Source organism: Clostridium sp. HBUAS56017, from assembly GCF_007115085.1.
In the GTDB taxonomy this organism is placed as follows: domain Bacteria; phylum Bacillota; class Clostridia; order Clostridiales; family Clostridiaceae; genus Clostridium; species Clostridium cibarium.
This window is the reverse complement of sequence record NZ_SULK01000011.1, coordinates 42,362-66,602: the sequence shown is the minus strand read 5'-3', so window position 1 is coordinate 66,602 and position 24,241 is coordinate 42,362. Positions and strand designations below refer to the sequence as shown.

The following is a 24,241-nucleotide window of genomic DNA, read 5'->3' as shown; positions in this document are numbered from 1 at the left end:
TAGTTCTATCATTATAATTATATGCAATTTTTTCGATTTCCTTTTAGTAGATACTTTCTATATATTGATAAATAATCCTAGTGGTAACATATATAACTCTTATGGAAACTAATCATAAGCGTAAACTATTCTTTATAATTCCAGTATAATATTTTATGTAAGTTCACATTCTAAAAAAAAGAACCTACTAAAATCCATAAAATGAAATTTTAATAGGCTCTTTTTCTTTAATTATATTTCACTAAATCCCTTAATACTTTCTTCTCCACTAACCATATCTTTAATCTTAACTAGCTTGCTAGCAGCCTCATCCTCACCTACTAGTATAACTTTGTTAATACCTAATTTATCAGCATAATTCATCTTTTTCTTTAACTTTCCATCTTCTAAATATATTTGAGAAGTTTTTCCTTCAGCTTCTAATTTTCTAAAAATTTCTCCACAATAATTCAAAGTATCTCCTATTGGAAGAATCAAATATTCAACTGGATTTTTCACCACATAATTATCTAAGAATCCAATTTCTCCAAGAACAAAAAATAACCTAGTTAGTCCTATAGATATTCCTACTCCAGGTAATAATCTATCAGTATAGTTTTGAGCTAAATTATCATATCTTCCTCCTGAACATATTGAACCATATCCTTCATTTCCTATCAAGAAAGTTTCAAAAACTGTTCCTGTATAATAATCTAATCCTCTAATTATTTTTAAATTTATTAAATATTCATCTTCTTCTACTCCTAGAATACTTAACATATTAATTACGTTTTCTAGCTCTTCTATCCCAGATCTAAATTTTTCGCTTTCTAAATTTAAGCTTTTAAGCTCTTCTAAAATCTTCTCATTACTACCAGCTATATTCATAACATTTGTTATATAACTACTCTTCTCTTCACCAATTAAATCATTAAGATTTTTTTCAAATTCTTCTTTGCCAATTTTATCATACTTATCTATCAAGATCATAACCTCAGTTATTTCATTAACGCCTATCTCCGTTAATATTGATGATAAAATTTTTCTATTACTTATTTGAAACTTATAATCCTTTAATCCGATAGCTTTAAATCCCTTTGAAACCATACTTATTACTAATGCATCATTACTAATGCTAAGTTTTTCATTTCCTATAATATCCAAATCGCATTGATAGAATTCTCTATACCTACCTCTTTGATTTCTCTCTCCTCTATATACCTTTCCAACTTGATATCTCTTAAATGGGAAATTTAAATCATTAAAATATTGAGCTACATATCTAGCTAAAGGTACAGTTAAATCAAATCTTAAAGATAAATCATTGCTTCCTTTATTAAATCTATATACTTGCTTTTCTGTTTCACCTGCTGACTTTGCAAGTAAAACTTCTGATTTTTCTATTATTGGTGTATCCATTGGAAGACATCCATTTTCCTCATACACCTTTGTAATCTTATTGACTATATCATTAAATTTTTGTTGCTCTTTTGGTAGTAATTCCATGAATCCTGGTAATATACTGGGTTTCACTTTATTATTGTTCATTTTATTCTCTCCTTTTGATTCAAAATAATAAATTAAATTATTATTTAATCTATATATCCACCACATATCTATGAAAATTGGTTTTCATAAAAAATATTATACAACATAATATACTTAAAATTCTATAACATTAAGTCCAATACTTTCATCAAACTTTCTTTCTACCTGTCCATCTATTTTTTGTATAATTATTTCGCAAGTAGCACTAATTCTAGCTTCGTTCAAGTGCCCTCCTATACATTGACCTTTTATATTTCCCAATGTAGCATGTATATGTAAATATGGTTCATCATCCATTACAGATATATTCCCTGTTAAACTAGTAATTTCTAGATCTTCATCAAACGTATTTGAGTAATACTTTTGCTCATCAACCTTATAAATACCTATAACAACATGATTTGTTGCTCCTAAAGCTGAAATCGATCCTGCTTTTATATTTTCTTTTTTACATAATTCCTTAATAGAAGCAACAACCTCTTCTCCTTTTTCTAAACGCACAACTATTTTATCACCAAATATTTTATAAATCATAATACACCAACTATCTTTTTATATTTTTATAGCATACTTCTATATTAACATTAGCATCTCTATCATAAGGATCAAACTCTAAAACTTTTGAATAATCATTTACCGCTTCTTCATATTTATTTATAGTTTCATAAGCTATGCCTCTGTTATAATATGCCTCTTTATTATCAGGATTTAACTTAATTAAACTTGTAAAATCTTCAATTGCTTTTTCATACTCATTTAAATTAATATAGCATATCCCTCTATTGTTGTAAGATTCTTCATCTCCCGGATCTAACTCTAAAACTATAGAATAATCTTCTATTGCTTTCGTATATTCGCCTATATTCTCATACGAAACAGCTCTATTATAGTATGATTCTTCGTCTTCTGCTGATATCTCCAAAGACTTACTATAATCAGCTATAGCTCTATGATATTCCCCCATATTTTCATAGCATAAACCTCTGTTATTATATGCCTCATAATAACTTGAATGAATTTCAATTGCTTTATTAAAATCCTCAATAGCTTTATGATGCTCTCCTATTTCATCATAACATATTCCTCTACTGTTATATGCCTCTTCATCTTCAGGATTTAATTCAATTATTTTTGTATATTCTCTTATTTCTCTAATAACTTTATTTTCTATTGTGATTTTCTTTAAACTTGTTTTATACTCATTAATATTTTTAAAATTCAATATCTTCCCCCCAGTTATTTACTCCCTTTACTTATTAACTTATTTAATCTTTCTATTTCTAAACTTTGTTCTTCAACCAAATTTTTATAATACTTTTCTTTATTACACCATTCTTTACTGAGTCCATTAATTAATGAAGCCATTTCATCTGCACTTCCAACAATTCTATTGAATAATAGCAAATTTGCTTGCAGTAATTCTGGAATCTCATTATGAGAATATCGTAAACTATGATCTATTTCTCCATAACCTTCTTCAAATATTGTTCTCACTTGAATTTCTGCAATTACCTTTTTACTAGTAGGATAAAATTCTACTAAATAATGAACTGATCGATATCCAGATACCCTTGATCTAACTTCAATACCTAGTTCTTTAAATATTTCAGTATTATCTCCTTCTCTTACATTTGCTGTTACTTCAATAACTTTCCATGTTTTAATTATAAACTCATGAATATCTTGCCATTGATCTTTAAATATGTGGATAACTCTTATTCCTATTAAATCATTTATTTCTTCTTTATAATTATTAACATCAAATTGGAAGTTATTATCATACTTTTCTTTTCTATCCTCTGTCTTTCTAACAATTTTTTCTATTAACCTATCTGGATCTTTAATTCTAGACTTTACTGAATGTACCATACTTTGAGAACGTAAAATATTAGCTATAAAATCAGCTTGATTTTCATAAGAGATTTTATATCCTATGTAATCACTATAAATTTTCTTTAATCTCTCAACATTTATGCTGTTTTTGGTAATTATCGGTTCGATATACGGATATTTTTTTATGAACTCTTCTATATCTAAATCTTTCTTCATATTTTTACCTCACTAAAAATGTTATGTTCAACACTAAAACCATTTTGAATTGAGACATTGTCTTAAAAGCTCTATATTAGCTTTCCCTATGCTTTCTTCAATTTCCTCTTCTACTTCCCTTTTTATTACAATCATCTCATTACAATATTTTTTTCCCTTATCTGTTAGGACAATTAACTTATTTCTTTGATTTCCTTCTATAGAAGTAGTATTAATATACCCTCTAGTTATTAACCCTTGAACACACTTATGAGCGGCCTGACGCGACACATTAATCTTTCTAGCAGCTTCTGCTATTGTCATATTCTCTTTTTCTATTACAGCTAACATATTAGATTCACTCTGAGTCACGCTTTCCCCCCATCTTTCTTCCCCAATGTTTACAATCTTTACACGAAGTTCTTGTTGTTTTTCACTCACTAAATCTATTAAACTCACGTTACTTAAATAATCTTTCATTAGTTAACTCCTTTTATAACATAACATCTAATGTACCTTAAATAATTCTATAATATTTCTCTTATTATAATATAAAACTAACATTTATTTTGTCAATTTTCTTGACCTTCACAAAGCCTATAATTTCTTATATTTACTTATCTATGAAAGCTACTATTTATTAAAAAAGCACGTAATCAAAAATATAATTCGATTACCTGCCTCTTTAACTCATCCTGACCAATATATTTCTCTATTTTTTAGTATAATATGCAACTCCAATGCTTCCTGGCCCAACATGCAATCCAATAATAGGACCAATATATTGAACTCTAACTGGTACATCTAATTTTTCACTAATTCTTTTAGCGAGTTCTTTACCTTCATCTTCACAGTTAATATGGTGAATAATAATTTCTCCAAGCTCTCTATTCTGAATATCCGAAAGAACTTTATTAACTATAACCTCAACAGCTTTTTTCTTAGTTCTTACCTTATCAAAAACTGTAGTTTCCCCATTTTCTACAGTTAATATCGGCCTTATTTGAAGTATTGTTCCAAGCAATGCAGATGCCCCTCCTATTCTGCCACCTTTTTTTAAATATTTTAGTGTTTCAGGTACAAATAAAAATCTGCTATTTTCTCTTACTTTTAAGGCTGCTGATACTACTTCACCTATTTCTCTTCCCTCACTTGCAATCCTAGCTGCTTGTAAAACTTCAAAACCCATTTGCATGCAATTGGTCATAGAATCTATAATCTCTATTTTTGCATTTGGATAATCTTCAAGGACCATCTCTTTTACAAGATGTGAACTTGAAAATGTTCCACTCATCCTTGAAGATAAAAATATTCCAACAACATCATGCCCCTTACTTACCTTTTCTTTAAAAGCCTTTACTAAATCATCTATTCCTGGTTGAGATGATGTTGGTATATCTTCCGATACATCCATTTCCTTATAAAATTCTTCATTATTCAATTCTACTTCTTTATAGCTTTTCCCATTTAAAATCACATTAAGTGATACCACGGAAATATCATATTTTTCAACTAATTCCTTTGGAATATAACTTGTGCTATCTGTCACTAACTTTACTGCCATCTCTCCACCCCAAACTTTTTATCTATTCTTTAATACTTCTTCAATTAAATGACCATTCTTATAGAATAATTCGCCATCTGCATATATTTCTCCACCATTTCTCATATCACAAAGCATATCCCAATGTAATGCAGACCTATTTTTTCCACCTGCTTCTGGCATGGAATCTCCTATTGCCATATGAATAGTTCCGCCTATCTTCTCATCAAAAAGCATATTTCTTGTAAACTTTTTAATTCCATAATTAGTTCCTATTGCAACCTCACCAAAAAAACTTGACCCTTCATCAGTTTCTAATAAAGTTTGTAAAAGATCCTGGCCCTTCTCTGCCTTAGCAGATATTACTTTACCATCCTTTACTTCAAGCTCTATTCCTTCAATCTCTTTCCCTACATATATTCCTGGAAAAGAAAACTTAATATGCCCATTTATACTATCTTCAATAGGTGATGTAAATATCTCTCCATCAGGAAAGTTTACCTTCCCATCACAATTAATCCACTTTCTTCCCTTTATTCCTACTGTTATATCTGTTCCTTCGGAAATTATATGTAACTCACTTTTTGTATTTAAATATTTTACCCATAACTCTTGCTTAGCACTGACTTTTTTCCATTCTGCTACAGGATCATCCTTATCTAATAGCCCTGCTCCATATACAAAATCCTCATATTCCTCCAGACTCATAGATGCTTCCTGAGCATCTGCATTTGTAGGATATTGAGTTCCACACCATCTTAGTGAACCGTTTCCCATTCTCTCTGAATAACTTTTTCTCCACTTTGTAGACCCTATTGTAAATGCCTTTAACTTTTCTGCTGGAATATTAGTATTATTTCTAGTATTCTTAGATCCCCAAGCACTTAACCAAACATCTACTTGTTCTAATACAGTTTCAAATATAATGCCTTCCTCTTTAAGTTGCTCATCTGTAGAATATTTTAATTTCATTCTTCTTGCTTCTTCTGATTCTAACTTGTACTCTACATTTGCTCCAGCTTTAATAACTTCTTTAATAATTTCAGTAAGCCAAGGATTTGCAATCTCGTTGCAAGAAACGAAAACTTTATCTCCTGGTTTTACTTCTGTTGAATAGTTTACCAACAACTTTGCTAGTTTACTTAACCTTTCATCTACCATAATGACATTACCTACTTTCCATTTTACAATTTTATACTATAAATCTATTTTACTTTATTAATCTATAATTAACAATAATTCATAGAATTACATAATAAAATTAACAAATTTAATATTTCTTCATTTACTTGATATATTAGAAAAATTATTTTAATATTTATTTATAAATTGACTTTTAACTTTAGGAGATTTTTAAATGAATTATATAATATTTGACTTAGAATTTAATCAAAGACATCCTGACGACAAAAATGCTAAATCTCCTCCATTAATGTTCGAAATAATTCAAATAGGAGCTTTGAAACTTAATGAACACCTAGAAATAATCTCTTCATTTAATGCATTAGTTAAACCTACTGTTCATCTAATTATTCATCCGTATGTTGAGGAATTAACAGGCATAACCACTTCTGAAGTTAATTTATGTGAAACTTTTCCTCAAATATATGAAAAATTTTTAGATTTTATTGGTACTATTGATATAGTTTTAGGTGTATGGGGAAGTGATGATATAAAACAACTTATAAAAAACATAAATTTTCATAATTTATCAGATTCAAATTTACCCAAAAGATATATTGATATTCAAAAATATACTTCAAAACACTGTAACTATCCTAAAGGATGCAAGATTGGATTAAAAAATGCAGTTGACGTTTTTAATATACCTAGTACTAATGAATTCCACAATGCATTAAATGACGCTTACTATACTTCTGAAGTTTTTAAGCATATTAACTATACTAAAATCAAGCCTAAAACTTATTCATATCCATCCTCAAAGCTAAAAAAATCAGTAAAAGAAACTATTAATTTAGTTGCTTTATATAATCAATTTGAAAAAATTTATGGAAGGAAAATGACTCTAGAAGAAAAAGAAATAATAAAACTTGCCTATATTATGGGAAAAACAAGACAATTTATTAATGAATAAATTCCTATGTGTATCACAAAATAGATATTGATAGGAGGTAATAGTATGAGTACGGATGAAAATAAATCTTTACATAATATAGCTAAGGAAATGATTATTGCTGGTGAATCTTTTGATGAAATTATGGAAAAAACCCATTTGAGATTAAAAGACTTAAAAAGAATTCAAAAAGAAGAAATCAATCCTCATTTTTAATAATTTATACAGTAAAACCTACAAATTTCACATTTTGTAGGTTTTATTCTTATGTTAAATTCCAGCAACCCTCTTGTATATTTCCTGAAATTTTTGTATAATTTATTAATAATGTAATTTTTTTCAAAAAATTATGCTGAAATTCAGTTTTATATAAATTAATATACCAAAAAGGGGGATTAAAATTGAAAAACAAATATACAAAAACTATAATAATGTTTTTATCACTAACTATATTTTTATCACTATTTACGAATTTCAATTTAACTACTAAAGCTTCTACAGTTACTACAAAAGAAAAAGATATTTCGCTTATACTAGATATATCAAACAACTTGCCATCTCAATCAAAAAAAGAATTTAACACAGCTTGTTCAAACTTTTGCAAAAATATTTTGAGCAAGTCTCCAAATAGTAAAATTTCTATAATTACTGCAGATAAAACTAAAAATATTCTTTCCTTCACATCTGATGCCAAGGAATTGAATGAAAGAATAACTTCTGCATTAACTTCGGAAGAAACAGATATTAACGAATGTTTGCAAATATCTAATGACTTGTTTACTAGTAATAGCCCCTCAAATTCTGATAAGTCAATTGTTATTTTAAACAATGAACTTTCAAATAATACTTTTTCTTCCCAAGATAAATATAATTCTTGTGAAAATTATACATCTAGCATCTCAAGTTATATAAAAAATCTTTCTAGTAAATATGAAATATATTCTTTGAGTTACTTGAACAATTCAGCAAAAAATGATAACTCTTTATTACAAAAATCTCTTAAAAATATAATTCCTAAAAATTATCACGAAACCAATAATATAAAAAGTTTATCATCAGAACTAAATGCAATATCTAAAAAGTTAACCAGCTCTCCTCCAATTATAATAATTCCAGGAATAATGGGAAGTCGTCTATATAAAGATTCTGATTGTACTGTACAGATTTGGGATCCAATAGTTAAACTAAATCCTTCAGATGAAAATAGCATCTATAATTTAGGAAAAAACATTAATATTTCTTCAACTCTATTTACAAAAAAAGTTGTAAATCAAGTACCTCTTTCTACTAGTGAAAGAGAATATGGAGCACAAAATTCCTACAAGAATTTAGTCGATACTATTTGTAATGAATTTCCCGATAGAGAAGTATATTTCTTCTCTTACGATTTTAGAAAAAGTAATGTATCTGCTGGCGAACAATTAAAAGACTTTATAGATAACACATTAAACGTCTCTAAAGTTGATTTAGTCTGCCATAGTATGGGCGGAATAGTTGCTTCAAATTACGCGACTCTAGATACTTCGAAAATTGATAAAGTTATTACTCTTGGCACTCCCTATGAAGGAGCCCCTACACTTATAAATTCAGTATTAAATTGGTCAATTTTATCTGAAGATTGGAATAAAACTGATTTTGCTTTAGGTGTATGTGGTTTGACTAAAAAAGTCAAATCAGGTTTTTCTGGTGTAGCTGAACTTTATCCAACAAGAAATTACTTTGATGCAGTTGGATTTTCTTCAAAGTTCAAAGATGGTTTATTCAGTAGTCATATTTCGCAAATAGATTATAGCAAATATAGTGAATATGGTAAAACAATTTTCCAAAACATTTATGATTCATGTGTTGCTGAACAAGAAGGAATTACACTAAATGGCTCTAATATACTAAGCACATTAAATAACTCCTACTTTGCAATTGGTACAGGTGAAAAAACTATTAGTTCTTTAGTTTTTAAGAATGGCAATACCTTAGACTCTATTGATGTAAGTTCCCTTGTCTATGAAAATAATGGAGATGGAACAGTACCGAAATTATCTTCTACAATGATAGGTGGCTTAGATAATGTCAATTCAAATAATGTTAAATATTTTTCTGAAACTACTCATGGAGGGCTTGTAAATAGTTCAAACCCAATAAAATGGACAACAGATATATTAAAACAGGGAACTTCCACTTTAGGAAATAAAACTATCACTAATGGAAAACCTTATATAGTTATGCGTATTGATTCTCCAACTACCGCCACTATCGAGAAAAATGGTGAAATATTAAACTCAGATACTGTTTCAACTAACTTTAGCTCATATGGTCGTTTAGATAGAATAGGCGAAAACGGAAATATTAAGATGGCTGCTATCGATGAAGATAATAATTGTAATGTAACCTTTCATGGAACTGATAAAGGAAAAATGGATTATGACATGTCTTGGTATGATGAAAATAATAATTTAAAAGAAGAACGACACTTTGATAACATTCCTATAGAGAAAGGAACAAAAATATTTACTACAACAGATAAATCAAATCCTACGGAATTGCAAATAGATGAAGATGGTAATGGCGAAATAGATAAAATAGTAAAATCTGATAAGGATAAGCAGGATGAACAAGTATTATTGACCCTAAATGATTCAGATTCTAATAATTCAGGTGGAAATATGACTGAAGCTATTGCTACAAATACATCTTCTCTTGACGAATCTAAATCCATTACTAATTCAAATATAAATATATTAACTTGTATAATAATTATAACTTTAATAGCCTCAAGTATGGCAATAGCAATTACCGTAATAAATAAGAAGAAAAAAAGCAATTAATTTTTATAAAACTAAAGAAGCTTGGGTAAAAAATTGTCCAAGCTTCCTTACTTTAATACAAGTATATCATTTTATTATTCTATTAGCTAACAGCAAACAATAAATAATTTAATTTTCTACTTTATATAACATTATCCTACAAAAACTTCTTTATCTAATTCATTTAAACTTTTACTTACTGTAACTGCGGTTACCATAGTATCATTAACATTTAACATAGTTCTTGCCATATCTAGAATTGGATCTATTGCTAAAATAGCGCCTGCTAGTGGGAAATACGCTCCCATTCCCATACCTGATATTACAACTGATACTGACATTATTGCTGTCCCTGGTAATCCTGCAATACCAAGCGAACTAATTACTACTATAACTACAAGCATAGCGTAAAAACTAAAATTCATTGGCGTTCCCGACATATTAGCAATAGTAACAGACATTAATGCTGGGTATATGGCTGCACATCCATTCATTCCGATATTAGACCCTAAACTTCCAACAAAACTTGAAATACCATTTTCAACCCCTACCTTTTTAGTTAAAGTATCAATAGTTACTGGTAATGTTCCAAGACTAGAACGTGAAGTAAAGGCTAAAATTAGTGGTTCTACAACATTTTTCAAATACTTAATTGGATTTAATCCATTTAACGCAACTATTACTAAGTGTATAACAAACATTACAGCTACACTTACGTATAATGCAATAATAAAATTAATAACAACTGATATTGCTCCTATGCCTTTTCCTGCAATTGTGTTTGATAGTAAAGGAATTACGGCATATGGCATAAATCTAATTACTGTTTTAGCAACGCTTGTCATTATTTTGTATGAAGCTTCTATCAAATCTACAGCTGGTTTTATAACTTCTGAATGTTTTGCGCTTAACCTTTTAATTGCGATACCAATAAAGGCTGCAAATATGACAACAGCTACTATATTAGCATCAGCCATAGCCTTTACAGGGTTAGCTGGTAAAAGCCCTCTTAGTGTGTCTACTATTGAAATGACATCTTTCATCTCAGCTTTACCTTCAACTGCCTCAACACCAACTCCTAGCTTGAATATATTTCCTATTATTATACCAACAATAGAAGCGATTGCTGTTGTCCCAAGTAAAACTAATATAGACCTTGTTGTAAGCTTTCCTAAATTTTGTTTTGCATTCATATTAATTATTACTCTTAATATAGAAAGGAATACTAATGGTACAACTAACATCTTTAATAGATCCATAAATCCATTTCCAACTAAACTATACCACTTAACAACCTCACCTATCCATTTTACATCAACAGTGTCACCTGGAAATCCTGCAACTAATTGAACGAGAAGTCCAAGAGCTAAACCTATTATTGTAGATATAATCATACGCTTTGAAAAGCTAGCTTTTGTTTTTTCAAACTTTCTCATTCCGAAAAATATTCCAAATAAAATTGCAATAAATACTAATGTATTTATACTAGTAATCATAATAAACTTTGTAAAAAATGTACTATCCATAATTTCCTCCTTAAATATTTATAAGTCTTATATGTTTAATATGTTTAATATGATATCAATAATAATTCTCCGTGTCAATGTTAATATATAGAAAACAAAAAAAAACAGATCATTACCTTAAAACTAAGATTAATGTCTGTCATATAATTTATTCATTATTGAGATATCCATTAACAACCACATCTAACTTTCCTGTCTCTGGAGATATTACCAAACCATGTACAACAACATTTTTAGGCGTTAATGGATGTCTTTTTATTAGTTCCACACTATCTTTTATTGAATCTTCTACTGAATCAAATCCTTTAAGCCATTTTTCTATATCAATTCCTGAATGAAATAATGTGTCTATTACATCTTCAGATACTCCTCTGTCTTTAATTTTGCTTATTAGCTCTCCAGTATCCAAATTACACATACCACATCCATGATGACCAATTACTAATACTTCATCAACTTCAAATTCATATATAGCAACTATTATACTTCTGATTATACTTCCAAAAGGGTGCATTATTGCTGCACCTGCATTTTTTATTATCTTAGCATCTCCATTTTTTAGATTTAATGCCTTTGGTAATAAATCTGTTAACCTAGTATCCATACAAGATAAAATTACTATCTTTTTATCAGGATTTTTAGATGTGGAATATTTTTCATAAATTTTATTTTGTACAAAATCAATATTATATTCTAATATTTCATATAGCTTTTTCATATAAACCTCCTTCTAAATTTCAACCATTATACCATAAACTATATTAATGAAAAAAGTAGAATTTTACTACAATTCTACTTTTTTATTCCAATTTATTTTTTTAGTTATATTTTTTATCACTTTTAACGGTTCTTGATTTTATTTAATCTCCTCCCTTTATTGCAGTAGCCACAAAAATATCTGTTTCTGTATATTCACCTTTACTAGAATATCCCCTAGCTTTTAGCTCAGTATTCTCTATAGAAATATTTTTAAATCCACTGCTATCAAGCCACTTATATATTTGATTATTACTAAATCCTAACCACTCATCGAACATTTCAGTTTTCGCCCATTGACCATTATGCTCATAAACATCTGAAATTACAACTTTCCCTCCCTTTTTTAATACTCTATACATTTCTTTTATTGCTTTTTGAGCATTTATAACATGGTGAAGTGCCATATTTATTGTTATTGCATCGAGAGTTTCATCAAATATAACTAAATCGTCTAATAAGGACTTCACAGGATATATATTATTATAACCATGCTTTATACTTTCCATCTTTAATTCTTTAAGCATGTTTCTTGCCTGATCAATTGAAAAAACTATATTTGCTTTTCTCTTAGCTAGAGCTAGCGATATAAATCCTGTACCACACCCTAAATCTCCAACTACCTTATTTTGCACATCTAACTTCTCAAGTATCCTTTCTCTAACTTCATCTCTGAAATATTCACTTCTCATCTTATTCCAACTAGAAGCTATATTGTCAAAATATTTTTTTGAACTCATTTTAAATTTCCTCCTCTTTTATTAATATAAATACAAAAAACTTCCACCTCTAAAATATAGAGGCAGAAGTTTATTCCGCGGTTCCACTCTAATTACTATTAAACAAACTTAATAGAATCTCATTTATCTAGTACTACCATACTATAACTCTATAACGGGAGTTCCCGCTGCTATCTACTAATTCTTATTCGAGGCAGTGCTCAAAGATGCATTCACATAGAATCCATTAAAAATCTCTTTCAGCTTTAAAGACTTCTCTCTGATAATTTCAACTATACTACTATTTCTTCTCAACGCATATTAACTTATATGTCATATATGTTTTGTATGCTATATTAATATAATATACTATTTTCCTATTTTTGTACATTCATTTTATAAATTTCTTATTCTTATATTTTGAGATAATATATAAATCACTAAATAAATTAGGAGTTTAAAGTTATAACTCTAAACCCCTAATTCTTATACTAATTCTTTCCTAATAAAACTATTTTTTTCAACTTTAAATGGTATCCTTACCTTACACATCATTCCAGGATGCGGGCAAGTCTCTATAGCTTCTCCATCTTCATTATATAGCTCTTCAATAACAAAGGATTCACCAAATGAATTTGGAGATAAAATTTCAACCTTGTCTCCTAAAATAAATTTATTTCTTTGTTTACATAATGCTATTTGAGTTTCTTCATCATATTCATGTACAATTGCTACAACATCATATTCCCTAACATGATCATTAGTATTATATATTATCCCTTCACTCTTAGGCTCGCTAAAGAAAAATCCTGTATGATATTCTCTATGACTTACTTTATACATTTCATTCAATAATACATTTGGCAATTCATAATTTTCAGGATCACTATAATACAAATCAATAGCTTTTCTATATGCATTTACAATTATAGCTACATAATATTCACTCTTATTTCTACCTTCAATCTTTAATGATGAAATTCCTGCCTCCATAAGTTCTGGTATATATTCAATCATACATAAATCCTTTGAATTCATAATATATGTACCATTTGAATCCTCTTCTATTGGGAAATATTCATTTTCCCTCTTTTGCTCCATTAAAGAATATTTCCATCTACATGACTGAGCACATGAACCTCTATTAGAATCTCTACCAGCCATATAACTTGAAAGAAGACATCTTCCAGAATAGGAAATACACATTGATCCATGAACAAAAACTTCTAGTTCTAACTCTTCAGAAATATTTTTTCGGATTTCCTTGATTTCTTTAAGTGAACATTCTCTAGCTAAAACAACACGTTCAGCTCCAAAGCTTTCCCACATATTACATGCTTCATAGTTAATTGTATTAGCTTGTGTACTTATGTGTATTGGTAAATTACTATGTTTCTTTACCATTGAAAACACACCAAGATCAGATACTAAGACAGCATCAATTCCTATTTCCTCAAGCTTTTTCAAAAATTCAGGTAATTTTTCCAAATCCTCATTTTTAGGCATTATATTTATTGTACAGTACATTTTTTTTCCAAGATTATGGGCTATCTTAACCCCTTCTTCCATATCTTCATATGAAAAGTTTTTAGCTGCTGCTCTTAAGGAAAAAATCTCCCCACCAAAATAAACAGCATCTGCTCCATATTGAAAGGCAATTTTTAATTTTTCTAAACTACCTGCTGGAGCTAAAAGTTCTGGTTTTTTTAATTTATTTTTCATATAAATTCATCCTCATGTCCTTAATTTATTCTTTATTCTCTTATATATAGTAAAATTGTACACTCTAATTATAATATTTAGATCTCATCTTTTATCTATATAAAAACAATCTCCTTTTTTACATATTATATAATAAACTAACAACATTACACTTGCAAATGTATATTTTCTCAAGTTTATCATATGCTAAAAATCTAATATGAAACACTTTATTTTTAAATATGGTTTTCACTTAAAATCTTTAACAGATACTCCTTATTGGTTACTACCCTTGGAATTTTAATTTGATTTTTAGATATACCTTTACTAATTAGAGATTCTTTCATTAATTTAAAAGTATTTGGTTTTAAAAGCATTATTTTCACAATCCCTAATCGTTTATTATTCCTTGCTCTATCATAAGCTAAATTTGAAGCTCTGATTTCTTTATCCAATACTTCTTGTAATAATCTTTTCTTAGAATCCGATATTATATCTTTTAATTCAAAATAAAAAATATATCTTCCAGGAGTTATTGAATTATCTGGCTTTGTAGTATAATCTACTAAACTTAAGTTCATTTTTTTTACAGTATTCCTTATTGCATTTGTTATATGTTCCTCATTAGTCTTTTCAGCCACCATATTTAGCACTTGATTTTTCCTATATAAAAATTCAATTTCAGGAGAATTATTATAAAACCCAATTACCTTTACAACGTCCCCAATTCTATATCTATAAAGACCAGCATAATTCGTAACTACAATTTCATATTTTTCTTCATTTTTTACTTCATTTAAATATAAAGTTTCAATTTGTTTTTTCTCACATTCATTAAGTGGAATAAATTCATAAAAGGCTGTATCTGGTAAAATTACATATCTAATTTTATCAGAATAAGGATTAATTCCTATCATAGCTTCTGTTGCACCATAAGCAGGAGAATATATAGGTAATGAATCAGTATAATAGTTCACCTTATCATCATATATGCTGAAATTTGCTCCTGTTACTGTAGTAAGATAATTAAGACTTGGCCATATTCTTTTGCTTATCCCTTTAAATCCCTTATTAAATTCTTCTTCTAACTTATCTGCTCTACTAGCATTTGGTGATAAATATTTATTTATCTTTTTTCTAGTAAATTCATCCAAATTTAATTTTTTATTTATATAACCTCTTCTTATATCTTTAACTAAATCTTCATGTTTTTCTTCTAAAATTCTAAATAAATCTAAAACATTTGAAATAAAAACTCCGCTTATATATAAAAGTTTAACTTCCTCCAATGCAAATAGAAGATGTAGATATATTGAATCCTCTTTATCTTTTATTTCCATAACTTCTACAGGAGAAGTATATAAATAAGGTAATATTTTACTTATTCCATTCATTCCTCCAGAAGTAGCCGAACAAATTGGAATTCCTCCCTTACTATAAGTGGTCATTACCATATCTGATATCATTAATCCTTTTCCATAATTCCAACTTTCTTTAAAATTGTTATATGAAAATCTAGTAATAAGCAACGCCATATACTTTGCAGCTACTAATCTACTTTTCTTAGTGCATGGAATTAACTTTTGTTTTCCTGTAGTTCCTGATGTATGTCCAAAGTACTTTACATCATCACAAATTAAAATATTCTTTTCACCTTTTGCCATTCGTTCTATATAATTATCATAATCTTCATATTGGCTTAATGGAACTTTCTTCTTAAAATGCTCTACAGAATTAATATGATCAAAATCATATTTTAGTCCTATCTCACTCTTAGCATTCATTTTTAATATTTTTTTCAAAACATGCTCATTTACTCTAAGAGGATCCTTTGTTTTTTTATTAAAGCTTTTTTCCAACAGGCCACCTGCAAATATAGTAGTTCTGTAAAGCATTTTGCTTATCATACTCATAACACATACTTCCGAAAAATTTCTCTTTAATTAAATATATGATAAAATTTATTATAATACCCCGTTATTTATACAACTAAAACCACTTTTTCTTTTTAAAGCAAATAATACATCCCAAAACTATAAGAATGCTTATAAATATCACTATTGGATAGCTATATTCATATTCATATTCAGGCATTTTTAAATTCATTCCATACCATCCAGCAATTAATGTAAGAGGTAAGAATATAGTAGTAATAACAGTAAATACTTTCATTAAATTATTTTGATTTATATCTACTTGAGCTTGATATGCTTCTCTTACTTGACTCACATAATCTCTTAAATTAATCACTGAACCATATAATCTATTAATTCTATTTGTAAGCATTTTAAAAGATTTAATAGTCTTTTGATCAATTAATCCATTTTCATTTTCTTCTACACCTTCAGCTATATTATAAAATTGTTCATAATATCTCTTGAGTATTAAAAGTTTTTTTCTTAACATCATTATTTCTTTAAAGCACTCATTGTCAACAGAATTTATTAATCCTTCTTCTAGTTCAGAAATTTCTTCCTCAATATTCTCTAGATCATATGTATCTTCCACTGTAAGTTTATCAAAAAAAATATCAAGAACTTTTGATATGCTTGTAATCTTTTGATTACCATCAAATATGTATCCGATATAATCAGTTATAATTTTTTCATTATCACAAATAAATGCTAATATGTTATTATTCAAATAAACACATATTCTATATGGATCCCTTAGTGGATCGCTTATATGTGGAACCATTAAAGAAATAAAATCAAACCCAAAATTACTTTCAAATTTTGATGTTATTCCATTAACACATTGCAAGGCTATTTCTTTATCTATTCCTATTTTCTCTCTAATGTTCTCTAACTCATTAAAACTACAAATAAAAACATACTTTTTATTTTTTTCGCAAGTTATACTATCAATACTATCTTTTTGCAAAATATTATCTTTTAAACAATACACCATATATATCACCTAGTTTTTTCTATATTTTTATTGAATACTAACATATTTTATTTTATAAAACAATATAAAGATATATAAAAAAACAGAACTTAATTAACTCCTTAAGTTCTGTCCTTTTTAATTAAACTAACTTGTATACTGAGGTGATCCATATCCTGCAATTCTAGAATCACCAAAACTATATGTTCTTCTTGCCACTTGATCAGAAGTATTTCCTTCTATTGTTTGTACATAACTATCTGAAACTGATTCAACGATACCTACATGGTTAATTGCTCCACTATAATAAAAATAGATAATATCTCCTGGCTTTGGAGTATAGCTACCTCTATAATTCCATAATCCTCTATTCATGAACCAATTTGCTCCAGTCTGGCAAAGAGCATGTTTTGGTATAATATCAGTTGATATTCCTGCTTGATTAGCACACCAACTAACAAACATAGCGCACCAAGGTTGATTTTGCATTGGATACCAAGCTCCATACTTAGTCCAGTTATTCCCTATTTCATGATATCCTATTTCATTTCTTGCAACATTAAGCAACTTTTCCACATCTGCTTTGCTACTTGGAGAACTTGTACTATTTGATAAGAATATATGAACTCTACTCTCGCTATTTCCATAATCATATATAGTTGCTATATCTTCTCCCCCAGTACCATTAAAATTACCTGCTACCATTCTCCCTGCTACTCTTTTTGCATCATAACCTGTCTCATGCCACCATCCATATGCACTTGGATAACTAAATGAGCTTCCTGTTGATAAAAACATATGTATTCTACTTTCTCCACTGCCATAGTCATACATTCCTGCTATATCATCTTTTCCATCTCCGTTGAAATCTCCAGCTACCATTCTATCTGTTATTTTATTTGCATCATAACCTGTCTCTTTCCACCATCCATACGCACTTGGATAGCTAAATGAACTTCCTGTTGATAAAAACATATGTATTCTACTTTCTCCGTTGCCATAGTCATACATTCCTGCTATATCGTCTTTTCCATCTCCATTAAAGTCTCCAGCTACCATTCTTCCTGTTATCTTGTTTGCATCATAGCCTGTCTCATTCCACCATCCATATGCACTTTGATAACTAAATGAACTTCCTGTTGACAAAAATACATGTATCCTACTTTCTCCATTACCGTAGTCATACATTCCTGCTATATCGTCTTTTCCATCTCCATTAAAATCTCCAGCTACCATTCTTCCTGTTATCTTGTTTGCATCATAGCCTGTCTCATTCCACCACCCATACGCACTTGGATAGCTAAATGAGCTTCCTGTTGACAAAAACACATGTATCCTACTTTCTCCGTTGCCATAGTCATACATTCCTGCTATATCGTCTTTTCCATCTCCATTAAAATCTCCAGCTACCATTCTTCCTTTCAATTTTCCTGCATCATAGCCTGTCTCACTCCACCATCCATATCCACTTGGATAACTAAATGAGCTTCCTGTTGACAAAAACACATGTATCCTACTTTCTCCGTTGCCGTAGTCATACATTGCTGCCACATCTTCTTTTCCATCTCCATTAAAATCTCCACTAACTGTTCTCTCAGCTATTTTATTAGCATCATAGCCTGTCTCATTCCACCACCCATACGCACTTGGATAAGTAAATCCATCATTTGTATCAGCTTTTACTTCTTTGCCAGTTAGGAAAAACAGTAAAAATAATGGCATTACTGCTAATACTCTTTTTAATGTAATTTTCATAATCGCTTTCTCCTCCTTATTTCTTACTTTTTTTTACAATATACCATTATTATAATAACATATTTCTCCTGGGTTTTTAACTAATATATTCATATTATTACAATATATATCTAAAAGTCCCATTAAAAAACTGAATTTGAAATTAATCAAATTCAGTTTTTAATATGTGATATTTACTTAATAACTTTACAATACTCCACTAAGGAATTTGCAGCTTTCATCCCACTATTTAATGCTCCTTGCATCCAACCATGGGTTAAAGATGTATGTTCACCTGCGAAATATACTCTATTATTATATTCTGGTGTTGACATTGAATAGGAAAATTCAGCTTGTTGCTCAGGCATGAAATAACAAAATGCACCATAAAATCCTTCTTCCTCATTCCAGTGTACAGTTTTATAATTTTCCACTACATAATCAAGATATCCCCTCTTAAGTCCGTGAACTGCCTCAACTTGTCTCTTTATTTCCTCAGTACGTATTCTATCCTCTAGGTTTCCCAAACGTATAGCATCCTGTTCAAGATTATATGATGCCAATAATACTCCTGGTTCCTTGTATGAATTATAATTATCACTATTTATTACACTATGATAACCCGGATACCAAATAGTCCCGATAGATAGATCTGTGTATGTTCCTCCTCCTATTATTTTCTCCTTGGCATTACCTTTTTCCCAAAAACGTTCACTACACATAAAAGCTGTCTTCTGTGAAGATACATATTTTACTTCTTTAATAGCTTGCATTTTTTTATTGCTAAACATAGGATATACTCTTACATTACGAAGACTTGAAAAAGGAATCGTACAAATAACAAAATCAAACTCCTCTAAAGAAATTTCTGAAGTTATTTGATTCCTATACTCAAGAATGATTTTATCATTATTTTTATAAATTCCAGTAACTGCTTTACCGTTTTTCCACGTTACATTTCCTAAATTGCTTTCTTCTATATTCTGATAATCTTTAGGTCTTTTAGATATGAGTGAATAATAAAAAGCAAGAGGCAAATTAACTGAGCCTCCTACTAGCTCGTATCTAAATGCAGAATCTACCGTGTAATCTTCCTGGAGATTTTCATAGTAACTATTATAATAAAATGATCCCAAAAATGGAGCTACACATGAAATTAATTCAATAGCACCTTCACTTAAACCCATTTCTTCGAAAACTCTACGTACTCCAAAACTCCCTAAATACTTAATCATGGGAGAATACTCCTCTTTTACTTGTAATATTTCTCTTCTCACCATTGGGTTAAGTTTTAAAAGATTAGTTCCTAATGCATACTCTATAAGTTCTTGCCATGAAGTACCTCTTTCCCATGTATTTAATTCAAATTCCGGATAAATATTTTCCATTACACTTATACCCTTGGAGTCATTTCTAGCTCGTCTATTTCTTACATATATAATTGCATTTTCATTGTTTTGAATAAAAGGTCTAGTTTTTAATTTAAAAAGATTAATATAGTGCCAAATAGTTTCATGGGATACAGGTATTCGCATAGCTCCAACTTCACCATAATATCTTTTTTCTCTATCAAAATAATAGGTATAAACCCTGCCTCCTATACGCTCTTTTTGCATTTCAAAAATAGTCATGTCAAAGCCTAGTTTTCTCAATTCGAAAGCAGAACAAAGGCCAGCAAGACCCCCTCCAATTATTCCAACTTTTACTCCCTTAAACTCTCCTGGAACTCCAATTGTTGTAATGTCCATGGGTGGACTTAAAAGTTCTATTATACTATCAAAATCTTCAATATGCTTTGCTTCTTTTAATGCAACTTGTAACATTTCATGCCTTTCAAAATTTGTAGGATTATTTGGTTGAGTATACCTAACACTCCTATACAAATAGCTTCAACCCCTTTTGACAATAAAATCATCAACTCAATATAATATTATATTCTTGGAATGATACTAAATTCATAATAAATAATCATATCTGTAAAATGTAAGTGCTACTGCAAAATATAAATCTAACTTATATTTCACAGTAGCACTTAATTGTTATTAATTTATATATAAAAATACATTTGTCTAGCTAATTAATTATTACCAAAAGCCTTATCATAATCTTCTAAGAATTTTTGAATTCCTTGGTCTGTTAATGTATGTTTAGTCATCTGAATTATAACACTATATGGAATTGTTGCAATATGTGATCCTGCCATTGCAACATCTAGTACATGCATTGGATTTCTTACACTTGCTGATATTATTTCACTCTTAATATCATGTACTTCAAAAATCTTTACAATTTGCTTTATTATATCTATCCCTGGATTTCCTATATCATCTAATCTTCCTAAAAATGGACTTACATATGTAGCTCCAGCTCTTGCTGCTAGTAATGCTTGAAGTGGTGAAAAAATCAAAGTTACATTTGTTTTTATTCCTTCTTTTGATAGCACACTTACTGCCTTTAATCCTTCTTCACACATTGGTATTTTGATTACTATGTTCTTATGTAATTTAACTAATTCCCTTGCTTCTATTATCATTTTTTCTGATTCTAAGCTGATAACTTCAGCACTTATTGGTCCATCTACTATTGAGCAAATTTCTTCAACTACTTCTTTTAAATCTCTTCCTTCTTTAGCTATTAATGATGGATTTGTTGTAACCCCAGCTAATACTCCTAATTTGCTAGCTTCTCTAATTTCTTCAACATTGGCAGTATCAATAAATATTTTCATTTTAATCACTCCTCGTTTTAATCTATATTTCTAAATTAACTTTCTATTTTGTTATGGTTTCTTTTACTACTCTAACTATTTCATCATCTGTTAATTTGTATTTCTCCATTAACTCATCTGGTGTTCCTGATTCACCAAAAACATCATTAATACCTATCTTCTTTACTATTGTTGGATGCTTGTCACACACTAAACTAGAAACCATAGCTCCAAGTCCACCTATTATAGAATGCTCTTCTGCAGTTACTATAGCCTTGGTTTCTCTAGCAGCTTTTAAAATTATTTCCTCATCTATTGGTTTAATTGTTGAAATATTTATTACTCTTGCACTTATATTTTCTTTTTCTAATTTTTCTGCTGCCTTGATAGCTTTTTGAACCATCATACCTGTAGCTATTATTGCTACATCATTTCCTGATTTAATTTCTACACCTTTGCCAATTTCAAATTTATAGTTATCATCGAATATGTCTTCTGTATTACATCTTCCAAATCTTAAATATACAGGACCTTTTATTTCAGCTGCTGCATGAACAGCTGCCATTGCTTCTCTATGATCTGATGGAACTATTACTGTCATATTTGGTAATGCACTCATTAAAGCAATATCTTCAATTGATTGATGTGAACCACCATCTTCACCTACAGTTATGCCCGCATGAGTCGCTGCAATTTTTACATTCATCTTTGGATAACATATTGAATTTCTTATAACTTCAAAAGCTCTTCCTGTTGCAAACACTGCAAATGTACTTACAAATGGTATCTTCCCAACGTTAGCAAGTCCAGCAGCTACTCCCATCATATTTTGCTCAGCTATTCCTATATTAAAAAATCTATCATCAAATTTTGATTTAAAGCCATTAGTTTTTGTAGACTTTGAAAGATCTGCATCTAAAACTACAACATCCTCATTGCTTTCTCCTAATTGTACTAACGCCATTCCATATGACTCTCTTGTTGCTTTTCCCATATTAACTTTCCTCCTATCCACAAATCTCTGTTATTGCTTTTTCTTTTTGTTCTAAGTTAGGTGCTTGTCCATGCCATCCAGCCTGATTTTCCATGAAACTTACCCCTTTTCCTTTTATAGTCTTAGCAATAATCACTACAGGAGTATTATTTGCCTTATCTGCTTCTTCAAAAGCCTTATCAAGTTCTTCATAATCATGACCATCACATTTTATTACTTTCCATCCAAAGCTTTTCCACTTTTCATCTAATGGACTAATGCTCATAACTTCTTCATTTTTCCCATCTATTTGTAGTCCATTATAGTCAACTATAGCCACTAGATTATCTAATTTATAATGAGCTGCACACATTGCTGCTTCCCATACTAACCCCTCTTGAAGTTCTCCATCGCCTAATAGAACATAAACCTTTGAATCTTTATTTTCTAACTTTAATCCTAATGCCATTCCAACAGCATTTGAAATTCCTTGCCCTAGTGATCCAGTAGATACATCTACACCTGGAATATTCTTAGCATCTGGATGTCCTTGAAGTAAAGCTCCTATCTTCCTTAATTTCATTAACTCATCCTTACAAAAGAAACCTTTTTCTGCTAAAGTAGCATAAAGTGCAGGAGCTGCATGACCCTTGCTTAATACAAATCTATCTCTACCATCTTTATGAGGTTCGTTTACATAAACCTTCATCCTTTCAAAATATAAATATGTAATAATATCTGTACATGATAGAGCTCCACCTGGATGTCCTGATTTAGCCTCATATATCATTTCAATAATATTCTTTCTTATTTCTTTTGACTTATTAAACAGAACTTCTTTATCCATTCCTTTAACCTCCTACTTTCTGAGAATAAATTTAAACGTTTTTCTATCTTGTCTAAATAGTAACATATGTTTTTTGTTCATTCAACATATTCTCAACTAATGCACATATGTGCATTATTCTTTTCGATTTTATTCATTTTCATTGATATAACTTCATAAATCTTATATAATTAGATGAACATTTATTCATATAATTAAAATTTACTCAAATATAGGTGATAATAATGAAAGATTATGATAATTTAAATGAAAACGAAAAATTATTTCTCTTATCTGAGGTTGCTAGTTTATATTACAATCACAATATGACTCAGTCAGAAATTGCAAATAGAATCTTCACCTCTCGTTCTAAGATTTCAAGACTTCTAAAAGAAGCAAAAGATAAAGGTGTAGTTCAAATTAAAATTAATGAACCA

22 protein-coding genes and 1 other annotated feature are annotated in these 24,241 nt (G+C 29.3%); of the genes, 4 read left to right on the top strand and 18 right to left on the bottom strand.

The window, feature by feature from the left end:
• Positions 1-231: 231 nt before the first annotated feature.
• The 7 genes from hisS to FAY47_RS10820 all read right to left on the bottom strand — a co-directional run bounded on the left by hisS (position 232) and on the right by FAY47_RS10820 (position 6,259).
• Entirely contained in the window at positions 232-1,527 is a 1,296-nt protein-coding gene (hisS, locus tag FAY47_RS10850) for a histidine--tRNA ligase (RefSeq protein WP_143316735.1), read from the bottom strand.
• A 114-nt stretch (positions 1,528-1,641) separates the two neighbouring features.
• Positions 1,642-2,061: a PPC domain-containing DNA-binding protein gene (locus FAY47_RS10845; RefSeq protein ID WP_143316734.1), complete on the bottom strand. Its 420-nt coding sequence runs from the start codon at positions 2,059-2,061 to the stop codon at positions 1,642-1,644.
• Positions 2,062-2,071: 10 nt separating this feature from the next.
• Positions 2,072-2,749 carry a tetratricopeptide repeat protein gene (locus FAY47_RS10840; RefSeq protein WP_185966799.1) on the bottom strand — a complete coding sequence of 226 codons (678 nt, stop codon included), beginning with the start codon at positions 2,747-2,749 and terminating at the stop codon, positions 2,072-2,074.
• A gap of 14 nt (positions 2,750-2,763) precedes the next feature.
• Positions 2,764-3,576 (bottom strand): RelA/SpoT domain-containing protein, encoded by an 813-nt coding sequence (locus tag FAY47_RS10835; protein WP_143316732.1) that lies wholly within the window; start codon positions 3,574-3,576, stop codon positions 2,764-2,766.
• Between the two features lie 33 nt (positions 3,577-3,609).
• The gene (locus FAY47_RS10830) at positions 3,610-4,035 is read right to left on the bottom strand and encodes a MarR family transcriptional regulator (protein ID WP_143316731.1); all 426 of its coding nucleotides are present in this window, start codon (positions 4,033-4,035) and stop codon (positions 3,610-3,612) included.
• A 232-nt stretch (positions 4,036-4,267) separates the two neighbouring features.
• Entirely contained in the window at positions 4,268-5,119 is an 852-nt protein-coding gene (locus tag FAY47_RS10825) for a DegV family protein (RefSeq protein WP_143316730.1), read from the bottom strand.
• Between the two features lie 18 nt (positions 5,120-5,137).
• On the bottom strand, positions 5,138-6,259 hold the full coding sequence (locus FAY47_RS10820; protein ID WP_143316729.1) for an aminopeptidase: 1,122 nt from the start codon (positions 6,257-6,259) through the stop codon (positions 5,138-5,140).
• 196 nt (positions 6,260-6,455) lie between these two features.
• Between FAY47_RS10820 and FAY47_RS10815 the strand changes: the two genes are divergently transcribed.
• The 3 genes from FAY47_RS10815 to FAY47_RS10810 all read left to right on the top strand — a co-directional run bounded on the left by FAY47_RS10815 (position 6,456) and on the right by FAY47_RS10810 (position 9,994).
• Positions 6,456-7,193, top strand: coding sequence for a 3'-5' exonuclease (locus tag FAY47_RS10815; protein WP_143316728.1), 738 nt, complete (start codon positions 6,456-6,458; stop codon positions 7,191-7,193).
• Between the two features lie 45 nt (positions 7,194-7,238).
• Positions 7,239-7,388 carry a hypothetical protein gene (locus FAY47_RS20295; protein WP_185966798.1) on the top strand — a complete coding sequence of 50 codons (150 nt, stop codon included), beginning with the start codon at positions 7,239-7,241 and terminating at the stop codon, positions 7,386-7,388.
• Between the two features lie 185 nt (positions 7,389-7,573).
• A complete protein-coding gene (locus FAY47_RS10810; RefSeq protein ID WP_143316727.1) occupies positions 7,574-9,994 on the top strand; it encodes a hypothetical protein in 2,421 nt (806 codons plus the stop codon).
• Between the two features lie 131 nt (positions 9,995-10,125).
• Here the strand turns inward: FAY47_RS10810 and FAY47_RS10805 are convergent, their stop codons facing one another.
• The 11 genes from FAY47_RS10805 to FAY47_RS10755 all read right to left on the bottom strand — a co-directional run bounded on the left by FAY47_RS10805 (position 10,126) and on the right by FAY47_RS10755 (position 23,825).
• On the bottom strand, positions 10,126-11,499 hold the full coding sequence (locus FAY47_RS10805; RefSeq protein ID WP_143316726.1) for a cation:dicarboxylase symporter family transporter: 1,374 nt from the start codon (positions 11,497-11,499) through the stop codon (positions 10,126-10,128).
• Positions 11,500-11,647: 148 nt separating this feature from the next.
• Complete coding sequence (locus FAY47_RS10800; protein WP_143316725.1) at positions 11,648-12,217, bottom strand: carbonic anhydrase; 570 nt, start codon at positions 12,215-12,217, stop codon at positions 11,648-11,650.
• Between the two features lie 142 nt (positions 12,218-12,359).
• Complete coding sequence (locus tag FAY47_RS10795) at positions 12,360-12,995, bottom strand: methyltransferase domain-containing protein (RefSeq protein ID WP_143316724.1); 636 nt, start codon at positions 12,993-12,995, stop codon at positions 12,360-12,362.
• A 55-nt stretch (positions 12,996-13,050) separates the two neighbouring features.
• Positions 13,051-13,298, bottom strand: a binding site (T-box leader).
• A 162-nt stretch (positions 13,299-13,460) separates the two neighbouring features.
• On the bottom strand, positions 13,461-14,696 hold the full coding sequence (locus FAY47_RS10790; protein WP_143316723.1) for a U32 family peptidase: 1,236 nt from the start codon (positions 14,694-14,696) through the stop codon (positions 13,461-13,463).
• Positions 14,697-14,911: 215 nt separating this feature from the next.
• Positions 14,912-16,588 carry a GH3 auxin-responsive promoter family protein gene (locus FAY47_RS10785; protein WP_143316722.1) on the bottom strand — a complete coding sequence of 559 codons (1,677 nt, stop codon included), beginning with the start codon at positions 16,586-16,588 and terminating at the stop codon, positions 14,912-14,914.
• Between the two features lie 76 nt (positions 16,589-16,664).
• Positions 16,665-17,585 carry a CorA family divalent cation transporter gene (locus tag FAY47_RS10780; RefSeq protein ID WP_143316721.1) on the bottom strand — a complete coding sequence of 307 codons (921 nt, stop codon included), beginning with the start codon at positions 17,583-17,585 and terminating at the stop codon, positions 16,665-16,667.
• A gap of 126 nt (positions 17,586-17,711) precedes the next feature.
• Positions 17,712-19,319 (bottom strand): FG-GAP-like repeat-containing protein, encoded by a 1,608-nt coding sequence (locus FAY47_RS10775; RefSeq protein ID WP_143316720.1) that lies wholly within the window; start codon positions 19,317-19,319, stop codon positions 17,712-17,714.
• Between the two features lie 173 nt (positions 19,320-19,492).
• Positions 19,493-21,121 carry an NAD(P)/FAD-dependent oxidoreductase gene (locus FAY47_RS10770; RefSeq protein WP_143316796.1) on the bottom strand — a complete coding sequence of 543 codons (1,629 nt, stop codon included), beginning with the start codon at positions 21,119-21,121 and terminating at the stop codon, positions 19,493-19,495.
• Positions 21,122-21,375: 254 nt separating this feature from the next.
• A complete protein-coding gene (gene fsa, locus FAY47_RS10765) occupies positions 21,376-22,026 on the bottom strand; it encodes a fructose-6-phosphate aldolase (protein ID WP_143316719.1) in 651 nt (216 codons plus the stop codon).
• Between the two features lie 43 nt (positions 22,027-22,069).
• Positions 22,070-22,999 (bottom strand): transketolase family protein, encoded by a 930-nt coding sequence (locus FAY47_RS10760; RefSeq protein WP_143316718.1) that lies wholly within the window; start codon positions 22,997-22,999, stop codon positions 22,070-22,072.
• 13 nt (positions 23,000-23,012) lie between these two features.
• The gene (locus FAY47_RS10755) at positions 23,013-23,825 is read right to left on the bottom strand and encodes a transketolase (RefSeq protein WP_143316717.1); all 813 of its coding nucleotides are present in this window, start codon (positions 23,823-23,825) and stop codon (positions 23,013-23,015) included.
• Between the two features lie 224 nt (positions 23,826-24,049).
• On the opposite strand from FAY47_RS10755, the gene FAY47_RS10750 reads away from it, so the two are divergent.
• On the top strand, positions 24,050-24,241 hold a 192-nt coding region (locus FAY47_RS10750), incomplete at its 3' end, for a helix-turn-helix domain-containing protein (protein WP_143316795.1).